This window comes from Fundicoccus culcitae (genome assembly GCF_024661895.1).
Classification (GTDB): Bacteria; Bacillota; Bacilli; order Lactobacillales; family Aerococcaceae; genus Fundicoccus_A; species Fundicoccus_A culcitae.
On sequence record NZ_CP102453.1, the window covers coordinates 1,825,162 to 1,840,619 of the forward strand.

The window sequence follows — 15,458 nt, forward strand, 5'->3', positions numbered from 1 at the left end:
ATGATGAAAGCACTCGAATAACCTTGTCAGCGATTCGAGTGCTTTTTATTGAAGGAAATTACTTATGCATTGAAAGAATTATTTTTCGATTAGGATTTCTTTTATTGAGACGTAGCAACTGGCTCTTGGACTGTATTTTCAATTGGGGCTGTATCTTGCTTAGGTTCTTCCTTTTTAACTTGCTCCTTACGATCCTTTGAGCCATTATCCGGTCGTTTTTCAAGTAACGTTAAATCATTGACTAAACACTCGATGACATAAACGTCTTTGCCTTCGCCATTTTTATAGCTTCGGCTTTGCATGCGGCCGTATATACCGACACGGTGTCCTTTTTGACAGAAACGTGCTAACAATTGTGCCTGTCTCCCCCAAGCAATAATAGGGATAAAATCCGTGACAACTTCTCCATTATTGTTTCCATGCGTGCGACTAATAGCAATAACATTATTAACCACTAAACCTGTGGTGCCTACTTCTTTCAAATTGACCGGGCGGGTAAGTCGACCGATTAAAATGACATGATTCATCCAATCACTCCTTTAATGTTTATACTAATAAATACACTAAAAAGAGCGAATTCCACTTTTTTATTTTAAAAAACTTGATATTTAATAAATTCTTTAGATTTTATCCGCAATTTCAATGATTTTGCGCAAGCGATGATTAACGCCCGACTTAGAAATAGGTCCTCCAGGAATCTGTTCGCCCAGCTCTTTGAGACTTAGATCAGGATTTTCTAAGCGAAATTGTGCCATCACGCGTAACTTATCTGGTAGCGTAGATATTCCTTGGTGCGCATCAATTTGTTTAATGGCTTCTAACTGGCGTTGCGAGGCATCGATTACTTTATTAAGATTCGCATTCTCACAATTAACCAAGCGATTCACTGAATTACGCATATCACGTACAATACGCACATCTTCAAATTTCAATAACGCCCGATTCGCTCCAATAATACCTAAGAAATCAGAAATCTTTTCTGCTTCTTTGATATAAGTAATATAACCATTACGACGATGGATGGTCTTCGCATTCAAATTGAAATCATTCATCATTTGACAAATATCCTCATTATGTGACTCATAACTCGAATAGATTTCTAAGTGATAACTACTTGTTTCCGGATTATTGACTGAACCACCCGCTAAAAACGCCCCTCTTAAATACGAGCGTTTCTTTTGTTCATTTTGCATAATATCATCAGAAACTTCCATACTTAATACATTACCATCCATAATATTTAACGACTGAAGCATTTCAGGCACTTGATGACGCGAACGGACGATATAGACATTATTCTTTTTTAACTTCATTTTTCGTCTAACAATTAATTCGCCATCCGTTTTAAAATGATCCTTCATTAAAGTGTAAATTCTTCGAGCAATGGCAGCATTCTCGCTTTGGACATTTAAAATCATTTGTTGTTGATAAATATTAACAGCCCCATTCATGCGGATAAGGGCTGTTAATTCTGCTTTTGCATGTTCTCTATGTACCTCTAACAAAGTACATTCTTTCTTGATTTCAGAGGCAAAGGTTGCCATTTCTACCTCTCCTATGCTTCTTTAATATTTTTTTGTTTTGCTATGCGATTTAATTTCGTCGTTTCTAATAAATGAGCCAACTCAGAAACCACATTATTTGTATCATGATAGGCACCGCCATCTTTCATACTTAAAAAGTTATTAGAAATAACCCGACAGCCCTCTTTACGTAAGCCAATAAAATCATGCTTAACTTGTAATAAATATTCTTCATTTTTCTGATTGACAATATAATCATTGGGTACTTCTGTTGTGTTAACCAAGACCGTATCAATAAACGGATGACCTAAATGTTGATGTAAAACTTCAACGTGATCAGCATCGGTAAAATTTTCCGTTTCACCTAATTGTGTCATGATATTACAAATATAAACCACTTCAGCTTCCGTTTGATTCACGGCATCTTTTATGTCCTGAATCATTAAATTAGGCAAGATACTCGTATATAAACTGCCTGGGCCGATAACGACCATATCAGCTTCTAAAATTGCTTCGACTACTTTAGGAGAAGCATGAATGGCTTCCTCGCCTTTGGTGGTGGTTACCGTTACTTCTTGAATTTTTTTGCGGTGTTTGGCAATTTTTGATTCACCAATGGCTAATGTGCCATCTTCAAACAAGGCATTTAAGACTAAGGGTTCTTGGGCAGCAGGTAAAATCTGACCTTTTACTTGCATGATATCAGATAAATACTCAAGGGCCGAACTAAGATCACCCGTTAATTCATTTAAAGCCACAATTAATAAATTCCCAATCGCGTGTCCACCTAAGAAATCATCATCTGTATTAAAACGATATTGAAATAATTCAATTAATTGAGGATCTAGTTCGGATAAAGCAGACATACAATTACGAATATCACCAGGTGGAACCACATTTATATAGTCACGAATAACACCGCTACTTCCCCCATCATCAGCTACCGTCACAATAGCTGAAATATAAGCGTTGATATTTTTTAAACCTTTTAAAATAACGGGTAAACCCGTACCACCGCCTATCACTGCAACTTTATAGCGGTATTTATTATGATTATTTTCTTTCATGAGCGGTTTACAATCTCTTTCTTCTTATACTGATCACGATGAGAAATATTGACAATATATTGATCGTCTTTTAATCGTTTGCCAATACGTTCCGCTAAAGCGATGGAACGATGCTTTCCACCTGTACAGCCAATAGCAATCGTAACAGAAGATTTTCCTTCTTTTTTATAATGAGGGAGGCAAAACTCAATTAAATCCATAAATTTTTCATAGAATGTTTGCGTTTCAGGTTGTTGCATAACATAATCATATACCGCTTGGTCAAGACCCGTTTGTTCTCTTAATTCAGCAATATAATGTGGGTTCGGTAAAAAACGTACATCCATCACAATATCAGCATCGATGGGAGCCCCATATTTAAAGCCAAATGAAATAACTTCAATATGAAACGTCGTGTAATCTTCTGAGGCAAATCTTTCAGTAATCATTTCACGAAGCTGACGCGGCGAGATATTACTCGTATCGACAACAATTTGCGCTTGATTCCGCAAATCTTTTAATAGTTCGCGTTCCTTTTGTATGCCTTCAAGCAAACGGCCTTCAGTGGCCAAAGGGTGGTTACGTCGTGTTTCTTTATAACGTGAAACTAATGCATCATCGCTGGCTTCTAAAAATAAAACACGTGTCGTAATAAATTGAGTATTATCCATTGTGTTAATGATATTTTGTAGTTCTTGGAAAAAATCGCGTGAACGTAAATCGATGACTAGTGCAATTTTCGTAATTTTACCTGTTTCTTTAATTAGTTGCCAGAAAGTTGGCAATAAGCTAGGAGGCATATTGTCGACACAATAATAGCCTAAATCTTCAAAACTTTGGACAGCCACTGTTTTACCTGCCCCACTCATACCTGTAATGATGACTAATTCTAATGTATCTGCCATGAACGCACTCACTCCTTTATTTAGCATACGCATGGTATAAGTATATCATATTTTTATTTGTTCGGCGTAATTCCCCATAAGCAATCAGCAAAATTGTTTTAAATATTAATCTTTCTTAATATTTATACAAAAAAGCTGAATCATCGGTTTGTATGACAAACGCTTGATTCAGCTTGTAAATGATTGCTTTATTGTGTAATTTTCAATATAGCTTCTTCGATGGCTTGGGCCTTTGCTTCAACTTCAGCTTTCGTTGGTGCAACCGCTCCAAGATAAAGTTTAATTTTAGGTTCCGTTCCACTTGGTCTAAATGCCACCCAGCTACCGTCTTCTAGCGTATATTTCAAAGCATCAGATGGTGACATATTAATAGCTTTTTCTTTACCATCTGCTAGTGTCAACACTCTTGAGAGATAATCGGCTTTTTTCTCTACCTTAATATCGGCAATGCTATCTAATGATTCATCTCTGACTTTTGCCATGATTGCTTTCATCTCTTCTTGGCCTGTAATCCCTGGGAAATCAACCGAGATGGTTTTTTCGTAGAAATAACCATGTTGTTGATAAATGTCATCTAATGCATCAGCTAATGTACGACCATTTTTCTTATGGTAAGCTGTCAGCTCTGCTAATAAAACGAGCGCTTGAATCGCATCTTTATCCCGTACAAACGGTTTAATTAAATAACCATAACTTTCTTCAAACCCCATAATAAATGTGTGTGAGCCTGTATCTTCATATTGTTGGATTTTTTCAGCTATAAACTTAAAGCCTGTTAAAACTTCAACCATTTGCAGTCCAAAACTTTCTATAATTGCATCAGCTAAATTGGTTGAAACAATTGATTTAACCGCTACACCATTGTCAGGTAAGTCATCTTTTGCTTTTTTGGCATTTAAAATATAATCCAACATAATCGATGCAATTTGATTACCGGTTAATAATTGGTAATCGCCTGTAGCGGTTAAAACTTTGGCACCCAGTCGGTCTGCATCAGGATCTGTAGCCAATAAAATATCAGCCTTCACTGATTTTCCTAAAGTTTCTGCCAAATCAAAGGCTGCGTCTGATTCAGGATTAGGTGATTTAACGGTTGGAAAATCCCCATCTGGTTTAGATTGTTCCTCTACAATATGAATATCATTGAAGCCTATTTGTTCTAACGCCTTCAGACCCAAATACAAACCTGTTCCGTGTAAAGGAGTATAGACGATATTGACTTTATCAGACATTTCATGAATTAATTCTTGATCAATTGTTACGGTTTTCATCGCTTCCAAGTAGGCTTGGTCAACACGATCACCGATGATTTCAATCATCCCTGAGCCAAGTAAATCGGTCTTATCGCCTACCTTAACGGCTAAAGGATCTTCAACGGCGGTCACATATTTGGTTAAGTTATCCGCATCTTCTGGTGGCATTTGTCCCCCATCTTCACCGTATACTTTATAGCCGTTATAAGCCGCAGGATTGTGACTTGCGGTAATCATGATACCAGCAAAAGCCTTTAAATACCTAACGGCAAATGACAAGACAGGTGTTGGTCTTAGACTTTCATATACATAGGATTTAATTCCATGCTGACCTAAGACTAACGCTGCTTCCATAGCAAATTCTGGTGAATAGTGGCGGGAGTCATAGGCAATAGCTACACCTCGCTTCTTAGCACTCTCACCATTTTTTTCGATTAACTGTGCTAACCCTTCGGTCGCTTGTCGAACCGTATATATGTTCATGCGATTGGTCCCCGGGCCAAGTATTCCACGCATTCCAGCCGTTCCAAAACTTAAGTTACCCCAAAAAGCGTCTTTTAGTTGTTCTTCATCTACGATACTAGCTAGTTCTTCCTTCAATGATGCATCAAGTGTTTCAAATGAACGCCAATGTTCCAAATTTTTTTGCCATTCCATTTTTCATAACCACCTTTCTTATACGCTTTCATTATATCATTATTTTAATGCTATGAGCAAAAAGTATTGTGAATTATAAGAAAATTTGCTGGAAAATTTTTACCTTTTACTTTTAATACGGTTAGATACAGCACTAACCAAAAAAACCGAATCGTTTAGTTGTATTTACTCGATAAACGATTCGGCGCAGTGATATTTATTAAGATTTTATTGAACTTGGGCGGTTTGATCTTTTAGAGATTCAATATATTGGTAAGCCATATGTCCCGCATGACTACCATCTCCGACAGCTGTAGCTATTTGGCGTAAGTGTTTTTGGCGAACATCACCGACGGCATATAAACCTGGAATACCTGTTTCCATTGATTCATTCGTAATAATCCAACCCTCGTCATCCGTAATACCTAAGCCTTCAACAATGGCTGAATTAGGTACCAGACCGATGTAGATGAACACGCCATTCGTTTTATAATCATACACTTCATTCGTTTTGATATTTCTAATTTGAACAGCATCAACCGCAAGATCGCCTTTTATTTCTTCAACGACACTATCCCAAATAAATTCCACTTTTGGATTGTTGAAAGCACGGTCTTGTAAAACTTTTTGTGCCCGTAATTCATCCCGGCGATGAACAATTGTCACTTTATTCGCAAATTGGGTGAGGTAGTTACCTTCTTCAACGGCAGAATCTCCTCCGCCGACAACAACTAATTCACGATTGCGGAAGAAAAAGCCATCACAAACCGCACAATAAGAAACACCTTGTCCACTCAGCTTTTCTTCCCCTTTTACACCTAATTTTCTGTGATGCGAGCCTGTCGCTATGATTACTACAGGTGCCAGATAAATTTTATCAGCTGTATGAACATGTTTTATCCCATCTTGAATATCGATGTGTGAAACGTCACCATAAACATGTTCTGCGCCAAAGGCTAAGGAACTTTCATACATTTGCGTAGCTAAATCGGGGCCACTGATGAGTTTAAAACCGGGGTAATTTTCGACATCTGCCGTATTAATCAACTCACCCCCTGGTGCGCCTTTTTCAATGATAATCGTTTTTAAATTAGAGCGCGAGGCATATAAAGCTGCCGTCATACCTCCAGGGCCTGCGCCTATAATAATTACATCCGTTTCAATTTGTTCTTTATTTGTTGTTACTGTCAATTTATTGGCCTCCATATTCAAACGTTCATTTGTATATTATAAAAAAATTTCTTTATTTGGCTAGTGACTTATTTCATGTGCTTCTTGACTACCTAAATGTTGCTCTAATGAGGCTTCTTGTTTACCAACACGACTCATCAACCCACTTAAACCACTCCTGATATCCGATTCTTCATACAATAAGCGATAAAGAGCTTCCGTAATAGGCATTTCAACACCTTGCTTTTGGGCTAATTCATAGGCCGCTTTCGTTGTGGTAAAGCCTTCGACAACCATTTTGATTTTTTCATTCACTTCATCCATGGAATAGCCTTGAGCTAATAATTTACCGGCTTGCCAATTACGTGAGTGTGGACTCGTACAGGTCACAATTAAATCACCTACACCACTTAATCCACTAAAGGTTAAAGGATCCGCTCCTAAGGCGACTCCTAAACGCGTAATTTCGGCTAAACCCCGTGTAATCAATCCTGCTTTGGCATTATCACCATAGCCTAATTCAGCACTTATGCCCGCAACAATAGCAATGATATTTTTTAGGGCGGCACCTAATTCAACCCCTATGACATCTTCATTGGTATAAACTCTAAAATAATCATTCATAAAAGCTTTTTGAACTATTCCGCTAGCTTCTAAGTCATGACTAGCTGCTGTAATCGTTGTTATGTCCCGACGAGCAACTTCTTCTGCATGACTTGGACCAGACAAAACAACTAAACTTTGGTACAATTCTGAAGAAATTTCTGATTCTATAATCTCACTAACACGCAAATGGGTATCTAATTCTAACCCTTTTGTGGCATGGACAAGAATTGGTTGATGGTCTGGGTTCTTTTTGAGATAAACCGCAACGGCTTGGCTTATACTCCGAATCGCTATCGTGGGTACTACGATTAAAATTAAGTCCACACCTTCTAACGCGTGTTCAAGATTGGTTGTAGCCTTGATAGAATGGGGTAAAATCGTATCGCCTAAGTATTGTTCATTTTTATGGTGCTGATTAATAGACGCAACAACTTCCGTATTTCTTCCCCATAATTGTACCGTATGCGCATTTTCAGCTAAAACTTTAGCTAACGCACTCCCCCATGACCCTGTTCCTAAAACAGCTATTTTCACTGTTTTACCTCCTTTCAATCCTAGCTATCAAATTCGATTATCTGAATAGTAAGGTAAATCCGGCTGTGTTTTACGTCGATAGATCATAAAACTAATCCCAGCAATAACGAGAACGACGGACAACCATTGGGAAACACGTAATGGACCTAAATATAAACTATCCATCCGCATCCCTTCAATCCAAACACGCCCAAGGCCGTACCAAACAATATAAGTCGCAGCCACTTCACCTTCTTTAAAGAACTGCTTCTTCTCTCTTAAAATCAAAATAATGATTAAGCCAACCAAGTTCCATAATGACTCATATAAAAAAGTTGGATGATAGTAACTGCCATCAATATACATCTGATTAATAATAAATTCCGGTATACGTAACGTCTCTAGGAATGTACGACTCGTTTCATAACCGTAGGCTTCTTGATTAATAAAATTACCCCAACGCCCAATAATCTGTGCTACCAAAAGGGCTGGAGCGGCAATATCAAGCACATCAAAAAATTTAACGCCATAACGACGACTTAACACATATATCGTTATAACCCCTCCGATAATACCACCGTAAATAGCGATACCACCTTGCCAAACTTGTAAGATTAAATGTGGATTGGCCAAATAATAATCTAATCGAAAGATGACATAGTATATTCTAGCCCCGATAAAGCCAAAAATAATCGTCCAAAAAAGAATATCGGACATCTTCTCTTCCGGTATTTGCTTACGTTTAGCTTCACGCATAACCATAACGTAAGCTATAACCATACCTAAACCGATTAATAAGCCATACCATCTTACTGGCCATCCTAATAAACGAAAAGCCACTGGATCAATTTGTCCTACAATAGTTAAATCTAACATTTTACATATCCTCTTGTTGATTTTTCGCGATTAATGCATCCAATTTGCTATTAAATGATTCTGTCGCATCAAACCCCATCACTTGTGCTCGATAATTCATAGCAGCTGATTCAATAATAACCGCTAAGTTACGACCTGTTTTAACCGGTAATTTAATTTTGGGGACATTCACTTCAAAAATTTGAACAGTTTCTCTCTGGGATCCTAAGCGGTCATACTCATGAGTTCCATCATCTAAAATTAACTCGATAATTAATTCTAGTTTTTTCGATAAACGTGTAGCAGCTACACCATATAAACTCATCACATCAATAATACCTAAGCCACGAATTTCTAGAAAATGGCGTAGAATCTCTGGTGCTTCCCCAATGAGCGTTAATTCATCAATCATGTATAATTCGACCCGATCATCAGCGATTAAACGGTGTCCTCTTTGAATTAATTCTAAAGCCGTTTCTGATTTACCTACACCACTAGCACCAACTAGCAAAACCCCTAGACCAAAAACTTCTACAAAAACACCATGTTTTGAAAGTCGCTCAGCTAATTTCCCTTCAAGATAATTGGTTAAATTAGCTAAAACACGACTGGTTTTTGAGCGTGCCGTAAGGATAGGAATACGGCAGGCTTGAGCAATGGGGATAAGTTCTTTAGGAACCGGAATTTGGCGCGCAATAACGATTGCGGGTGTTTCTTCACGACATAAGACTTTAAAAATCTCAGTACGTTCTTCACTGGTCTTTGAGTTAATATAATTAATTTCTGTTTTCCCAATTAATTGAATACGATCATACACATAAAACTCATGATAGCCCGTTAATATTAATCCCGGGCGAGCAACTTCACTCGACGTAATTTTCCGTTCTTTAAATTCCTCTCCGTAGGCAAATTCAATATCTAAAGTTTGAACAAGTTCCTCAACCGTTACACTATTTGTCATTATTCTCCTCCATCATCTTATCTTTGTACATTGATGGTATCATAGAATTCAGCCACTGACTATTTAAAAAAATATATAGCTAAAAAACGCAACTCTATCTTATGGAAAAAAGAGAGAGTTGCGTCTAAAAGGGTATTTATTTTTAAAGGTCTCTACGCGAAGCAAAGGCAGATTGTAATAAACCTAAGATGGCTGAGGCGAATAGCGCAACCCAAAAGGATGATATACTAAAGCCCCCAACCAATCCGCTTGTCATATAGAGTATCAATCCACTAAGTAAAAAGTGGACAATTCCAAAGGTTAACCAATTTAGCGGTATGGTAATAAATTTCAAAATAGGTTCAACTAAAAAACTTAAAATCCCATACACAATGGCCGCTCCTAGCGCTGACCAAATGCTATTGATGGTAATACCTGGTATAACAGCTGCTAAGATTAAAAAGATAAAGGCGTTAATAATAATACTCATGGGTGTCCTCCTTAGTTAAAAGTCACTCCACTTACTTTCATCATCAGATGAATCTTTTTCGGGAGTTACATCACGTCTCGTTTTATTACTTGGGTTAGGTTGTCCAAACCCTCCAAAAGGATTGGTCCGATTATTTGAATCTGTTTTACGTGTCACATTACTTACTTGATAGTCATACGGCAACACGATTCCTAAAACCAAATAGAGAAGGAAGCCAGTGCCCCAAGTAAAGAACAAAATTAAAAATATAACACGGATAATAGTTGGGTCAATTCCAAAATAGTCGCCTAACCCACCACATACACCCATAATTTGTTTATCAGTTGATGATTTATACAGTCTTTTACCATTTTTCATAAAGTATTCCTCCTTATCTATTCTCGTTACTACTCATTACAACCGCAATAATCAAGTAGGCAATTGGCCCCAGTCCAGCCATAAAGGCTAGTAGAACAAAGATAACGCGCACAATCACTGGATCCACATTAAAATATTCGCCCAAACCGCCACACACACCTAAAATAACCTTGTTATTTTGAGATAATCTTAATCGTTTCATCTATACTCTCCTTGCCTTTCTCCTATTGTACCTTTAATTATTTTATATCACTATCTTTTAAGTAAATATCCCCAGTTGTTACCTGTGTATCTACCGTAACTCTACCAGCCTCTGTATGTGTTAGTCGGCTAAATTCACCTTTTTTATGATCTTTAGATTCTGAAACTGTCTCTACATTAGACAAGCGATTTTTGATTTCACCAAAGGTAATCTCATTTTTAATTTCTAAATTCATTGAAAGGGGTAATGAAATCTTGATATCTCCAGAAACACTTTTCAATTTAAAGGTTGAATTATTAGTATCTGTTTTTGTAATATAGTAATCACCATTGACAGTATTAGAAATGATATTCCCAACCATTCCACTGATTCTAAAATCACCATTAATATTTTTCACCGTGATATCTTTAATCTCTGAATTTTTAATCGTTATGTCCCCATTGACAGAATCTAATTCGGCTAATACCGCTTTAACTTCTTTTAGACGAATGTCACCATTTTTATTGTTAATCAATAAATCATTGATTTCAATTTCTTTAAGCGTTGCATCACCATTTAATAAGTCTATTTTAACATAATCATAGATACGTTTTGGTAAATAAACCGTTGCATCCATCGATACTCTTGGTGAATTCACATGGAAAATCAATTGATTATTATCAAATGAAATCGTATTTAACTGTTCAAAAGTTTCAACCGTATAAGCATCATGCTTTCCGTGGAAACGAATTTCGCTATCAACTAAGATAGTAGCCTGATCATGCGTTTTAAACTTAAGTGAACCATTATTTAAAACAAAATCAATAACGGTTATCTCAGCTGCATCATACATAAATTGATGTTTGATGGTTTCAGTTTTGACCCAGGGTACATTCACCGAAACGTTAAATTCTTTGGTATTAAAATTTTGCATTAAATCTCTAACTTTTGAAGTGATTGACTCACTAATCTTTTTGCCTTCTTTGATAGCGTCTGTACCAATTTTATTGGCTTGGTCCGTTGCTTGATCAACCATGCGTTTAAAATCTTGATGTTTATAGGCTGATTGTTTAGACTGCATAGCTTCTAATTCTTTTTTAGTTTCATCTAGTGTGTGTTCAAGATCGACAATTTCTTTTTCTAGTTCTTCAACACGTACACTTAAATGTGCTTTTTGCGCTAACATTTCTTCTGTAATCTCATCTAATTCAGAGAATATCTCAATTTCTCTATAACGTTGTTTCGCTACGGTTAAGGCTTCTTGCTTTTTATTTATCGTTGCTTCAACTTGGTCGATTTGAGCTGACAATTGGTTTATTTTTTCAGTTAACTGAGCTAATTGTTCCTCAGTTGCTTGTCTTTCTGCTTTTCTTTTCGTTTCGTCATCAACGCTATGACTTGCTTGTTGATGTTTTGACAATTCTTCTTCTAAATCTGCTTGATCTTGGCGATATTCTTCACTAAAATCAAACGTTTCATCATAGAAATCTTTATCCTCTTTATCTGCTTGGTTATCAGACGTTTCTGCTTGATTTAATTCTTTAATATATTTTGTAATGGAGTCATAAGTTCCTTTTCCAAATTCTAAAGCACCATCAGCAATTTGTCTAATTTGTTTAGCCAGATCATTGTCTTCAATCGTTTCTTGTTCTGCTTGAGACTCACCTGTTGGGGTCTCAATTGTATCTTCTTCTACATTTGCATGAGCAGTCTCTTCATTTTTTTCATCAGTTGGTATCGAAGTGTTTTCTGTTGTTTTTTCAGATATGTTTTGAGTCGCCTGTTTAGAACTGTGTGATTGATTTTTTGCCTCAAGTAATGTAAGTGCCTCTTCCGTTGTAATAACACCTTGGCGAACCAATTCAATAATTCTTTCTTTTTGATTCATAAAGAATCCCTCCTCATATAGGTAACCACTTATTTCTACAATACCTATTATGCCAAGTAACGTGCAAAAATGCATAGGGCTAGAGGCCGATTTTCACTTAAGTCTTAAGTAGTGGTAGGGTCAAGTATAAAACAATGGATTAACGTGAAAAAAACCAAATGTTCAATGATGTAAAAACTCCTAAAAACCCTATTAATTAGTGCGGCTAGAATATTTTTTAGGATTCTATCATTGAACATTCGGATGTGAACATTACTTTAAAATACGGGCCAGGTATTGCCCAGTGTAACTTCCTTTTACTTTTGCAACTTCTTCAGGTGTTCCTGTAGCAACAATTTCGCCACCATTAATCCCACCTTCAGGACCTAAATCAATGATATAATCCGCTGTTTTGATAACATCTAAATTATGTTCAATAATAACAACCGTATTTCCTGCTTCAACTAAGCGGTCAATGACTAATAATAGTTTTCGAATATCATGTGGATGCAATCCCGTTGTTGGCTCATCCAAGATATAAAAAGTATCACCTGAAGATACACGTTGTAATTCAGCAGCTAATTTCATCCGTTGAGCTTCTCCACCAGATAAAGTTGTGGCCGATTGTCCTAAACGGACATAACCTAAACCAACATCCAATAAAGTTTTTAGCTTACGACTGATTTTGGGAATCGCTTCAAAAAATTCCACTGATTCTTCAATCGTCATATCTAATATCTCTGCTATATTTTTCCCTTTATATTTAATTTCAAGCGTTTCTGAATTGTAACGTTTACCATGGCAAACTTCGCATGGGACATACACATCGGATAAGAAATGCATTTCTATTTTCTTAATTCCACCACCAGCACACGCCTCACAACGGCCACCTTTAACATTAAAGCTAAAACGCCCTTTCGTATAACCACGAACTTTGGCTTCATTGGTTTGAGCGAATAATCCACGAATATCATCAAACACACTTGTATAGGTTGCTGGATTTGATCTGGGTGTTCGACCGATCGGACTTTGGTCAATATCAATCGTTTTTTCAAGCGATTCATAACCTTTAATGTCTTTAAATTTTCCTGGTCGTTCTTGGGTACTCGTTAAACGTTTTTGCAAAGCTACTTTTAAAATAGAATTAACTAAACTACTTTTCCCTGAACCTGATACCCCTGTCACACATGTCAGGCGTCCGATTGGAAATTTCACATCAATATTTTTTAAATTATTTTCTTCTGCACCAATAACCTCTACCCAGCCACGGTCCGTATCTCTTCTTGTTTTAGGAATGGGAATAGACTCTTTACCACTTAAATATCTACCTGTAATAGAATTAGGATTCGCCATTACTTCTTGTGGCGTACCGACAGCAACAACTTCACCACCATTTTCACCTGCACCAGGCCCAATATCAATCAGATAATCAGCCGCTAACATGGTCTCATCATCGTGTTCAACGACGATTAAGGTATTTCCAAGTTCACGCATTTGTTTTAAGGATTCTATTAAGCGAGCATTATCACGTTGATGTAGTCCGATTGACGGTTCATCTAAAATATATAAAACACCACTTAAATTTGACCCAATTTGAGTTGCTAACCGAATACGTTGTGACTCGCCTCCAGATAAAGTACCCGAAACACGACTTAAGGTTAAATAATCCAAGCCAACATTATTTAAAAAGGTTAAACGGTCAGTTACCTCTTTTAATATTGGTTTTGCAATCATTTCATTTTCTGTACTAAAGTCAAGCGCTTTAAAGTAATCAAGTGCGTCATGAATAGACAAATCAGTCGCTTCAGCGATATTTTTTTCGCCAACTTTAACAGATAGAGCTTCAGGGTTTAAACGCTGACCTTTACAGGTTGGACAAGGAAGCTCTTGCATAAATTGACGCATCACTTCACGTGTATAATCTGAACTCGTTTCATTGTACCGTCTTTCAACATTATTCATGATTCCTTCAAAGACGTGGTCAATCGTTTTTGTTCCGCCTGACATGGGTTGATAAGTAAATTTAAATTTTGCATCGGGTGATCCATATTTTAAGACTTGTTTTTGTTCATCTTTTAAGTCTTCATAAGGCACATCCATGGGGATGTTATACGCTTGGCAAAACTGTTCTAGCATCGAAGGATAGTAATTTGAACTGATTGGATTCCAAGGCACAAACGCACCTTCAGCCAAAGTTTTCGATTTATCCGGTAGAACTAATTCTTCATCTACCGTTAAACGCACACCTAATCCATCACATTCTTTGCAGGCACCAAATGGTGCATTAAACGAGAACAAGCGAGGTTGTAATTCATCAACTGTAAAATCGCAAAATGGACAAGCATAGTGTTCATTAAAATACATAACATCTTCGCCATTATTAACATCGACCACAATATATCCATCTGAAAAACGTAAAGCTTGTTCAACTGAATCAAATAAGCGGGAACGTATATCGTCTTTAATAACAATCCGATCGACAACGACTTCTATAGTATGTTTTTTGTTTTTTTCTAATTCGGGAACTTCAGTAATATCATAGATGTCGCCGTCAACTCTCACGCGAATATAGCCAGCTTTGGCAATTTTTTCAAAACCCGTTTTATGTTGTCCTTTTTTATCTCTCACATATGGGCTTAATATTTGAATCCGCGTTTTAGCCGGCAATTCAAGAATACGATTGACCATTTGTTCTGCAGAAGACCGTTCAATAGGGATATTATGCGTAGGACAGTAAGGGACACCAACTCTAGCGTAAAGTAATCTTAAAAAGTCATTTATTTCAGTTGCTGTTCCAACGGTTGAACGCGGATTATGACTCGTGGTTTTTTGATCAATTGAGATCGCTGGGCTCAATCCTTCAATCGAATCGACATCAGGCTTATCCATTTGACCTAAAAATTGTCTTGCATAGGCTGATAAACTTTCTACATAGCGTCGTTGACCTTCAGCGTATAAGGTATCAAAGGCTAGGGAGCTTTTCCCTGATCCTGATAGTCCTGTCATAACCACCAGTTGATCGCGTGGTATTTCTAAATTTATATTTTTCAAATTATGCGATCTCGCACCTTTTATAACGATTTTATCTTTTGCCATCTATAAGGATGCCTCTCTTC

Annotated in this window: 14 protein-coding genes; all 14 read right to left on the bottom strand. The window is 37.0% G+C overall.

Features of this window, described 5'->3' with window-relative positions:
* Positions 1 to 101: 101 nt before the first annotated feature.
* Entirely contained in the window at positions 102 to 527 is a 426-nt protein-coding gene (locus NRE15_RS08255; protein WP_313792419.1) for a single-stranded DNA-binding protein, read from the bottom strand.
* 93 nt (positions 528 to 620) lie between these two features.
* Complete coding sequence (whiA, locus tag NRE15_RS08260) at positions 621 to 1,544, bottom strand: DNA-binding protein WhiA (RefSeq protein WP_313792420.1); 924 nt, start codon at positions 1,542 to 1,544, stop codon at positions 621 to 623.
* 11 nt (positions 1,545 to 1,555) lie between these two features.
* Entirely contained in the window at positions 1,556 to 2,590 is a 1,035-nt protein-coding gene (locus NRE15_RS08265) for a gluconeogenesis factor YvcK family protein (protein WP_313792421.1), read from the bottom strand.
* Positions 2,587 to 3,474, bottom strand: coding sequence for an RNase adapter RapZ (gene rapZ, locus NRE15_RS08270; protein WP_313792422.1), 888 nt, complete (start codon positions 3,472 to 3,474; stop codon positions 2,587 to 2,589). Before rapZ ends, NRE15_RS08265 begins: the two co-directional genes overlap by 4 nt.
* A gap of 188 nt (positions 3,475 to 3,662) precedes the next feature.
* Entirely contained in the window at positions 3,663 to 5,384 is a 1,722-nt protein-coding gene (locus tag NRE15_RS08275) for a phospho-sugar mutase (RefSeq protein WP_313792423.1), read from the bottom strand.
* 207 nt (positions 5,385 to 5,591) lie between these two features.
* The gene (gene trxB, locus NRE15_RS08280) at positions 5,592 to 6,485 is read right to left on the bottom strand and encodes a thioredoxin-disulfide reductase (protein ID WP_313794973.1); all 894 of its coding nucleotides are present in this window, start codon (positions 6,483 to 6,485) and stop codon (positions 5,592 to 5,594) included.
* 129 nt (positions 6,486 to 6,614) lie between these two features.
* A complete protein-coding gene (locus tag NRE15_RS08285) occupies positions 6,615 to 7,673 on the bottom strand; it encodes an NAD(P)H-dependent glycerol-3-phosphate dehydrogenase (protein ID WP_313792424.1) in 1,059 nt (352 codons plus the stop codon).
* A gap of 27 nt (positions 7,674 to 7,700) precedes the next feature.
* Entirely contained in the window at positions 7,701 to 8,528 is an 828-nt protein-coding gene (gene lgt / locus NRE15_RS08290; protein WP_313792425.1) for a prolipoprotein diacylglyceryl transferase, read from the bottom strand.
* Between the two features lies 1 nt (position 8,529).
* A complete protein-coding gene (gene hprK / locus NRE15_RS08295) occupies positions 8,530 to 9,468 on the bottom strand; it encodes an HPr(Ser) kinase/phosphatase (RefSeq protein ID WP_313792426.1) in 939 nt (312 codons plus the stop codon).
* A gap of 142 nt (positions 9,469 to 9,610) precedes the next feature.
* Entirely contained in the window at positions 9,611 to 9,937 is a 327-nt protein-coding gene (locus tag NRE15_RS08300; RefSeq protein ID WP_313792427.1) for a phage holin family protein, read from the bottom strand.
* Positions 9,938 to 9,952: 15 nt separating this feature from the next.
* Positions 9,953 to 10,294, bottom strand: coding sequence for a PspC domain-containing protein (locus NRE15_RS08305; RefSeq protein WP_313792428.1), 342 nt, complete (start codon positions 10,292 to 10,294; stop codon positions 9,953 to 9,955).
* A 13-nt stretch (positions 10,295 to 10,307) separates the two neighbouring features.
* Positions 10,308 to 10,496, bottom strand: coding sequence for a PspC domain-containing protein (locus NRE15_RS08310; RefSeq protein ID WP_313792429.1), 189 nt, complete (start codon positions 10,494 to 10,496; stop codon positions 10,308 to 10,310).
* A 37-nt stretch (positions 10,497 to 10,533) separates the two neighbouring features.
* Positions 10,534 to 12,363, bottom strand: a complete 1,830-nt coding sequence (locus NRE15_RS08315) for a DUF4097 family beta strand repeat-containing protein (RefSeq protein WP_313792430.1) — start codon at positions 12,361 to 12,363, stop codon at positions 10,534 to 10,536.
* A 252-nt stretch (positions 12,364 to 12,615) separates the two neighbouring features.
* Positions 12,616 to 15,438, bottom strand: coding sequence for an excinuclease ABC subunit UvrA (gene uvrA / locus NRE15_RS08320; RefSeq protein WP_313792431.1), 2,823 nt, complete (start codon positions 15,436 to 15,438; stop codon positions 12,616 to 12,618).
* Positions 15,439 to 15,458 lie beyond the last annotated feature (20 nt).

Coding starts and splice junctions, on each gene's coding strand:
- NRE15_RS08255 (WP_313792419.1), bottom strand. CDS start 527: ATGAATCATGTCATTTTAATCGGTCGACTTACCCGCCCGGTCAATTTG.
- whiA (WP_313792420.1), bottom strand. CDS start 1,544: ATGGCAACCTTTGCCTCTGAAATCAAGAAAGAATGTACTTTGTTAGAG.
- NRE15_RS08265 (WP_313792421.1), bottom strand. CDS start 2,590: ATGAAAGAAAATAATCATAATAAATACCGCTATAAAGTTGCAGTGATA.
- rapZ (WP_313792422.1), bottom strand. CDS start 3,474: ATGGCAGATACATTAGAATTAGTCATCATTACAGGTATGAGTGGGGCA.
- NRE15_RS08275 (WP_313792423.1), bottom strand. CDS start 5,384: ATGGAATGGCAAAAAAATTTGGAACATTGGCGTTCATTTGAAACACTT.
- trxB (WP_313794973.1), bottom strand. CDS start 6,485: ATGACGGCAGCTTTATATGCCTCGCGCTCTAATTTAAAAACGATTATC.
- lgt (WP_313792425.1), bottom strand. CDS start 8,528: ATGTTAGATTTAACTATTGTAGGACAAATTGATCCAGTGGCTTTTCGT.
- hprK (WP_313792426.1), bottom strand. CDS start 9,468: ATGACAAATAGTGTAACGGTTGAGGAACTTGTTCAAACTTTAGATATT.
- NRE15_RS08300 (WP_313792427.1), bottom strand. CDS start 9,937: ATGAGTATTATTATTAACGCCTTTATCTTTTTAATCTTAGCAGCTGTT.
- NRE15_RS08305 (WP_313792428.1), bottom strand. CDS start 10,294: ATGAAAAATGGTAAAAGACTGTATAAATCATCAACTGATAAACAAATT.
- NRE15_RS08310 (WP_313792429.1), bottom strand. CDS start 10,496: ATGAAACGATTAAGATTATCTCAAAATAACAAGGTTATTTTAGGTGTG.
- NRE15_RS08315 (WP_313792430.1), bottom strand. CDS start 12,363: ATGAATCAAAAAGAAAGAATTATTGAATTGGTTCGCCAAGGTGTTATT.
- uvrA (WP_313792431.1), bottom strand. CDS start 15,438: ATGGCAAAAGATAAAATCGTTATAAAAGGTGCGAGATCGCATAATTTG.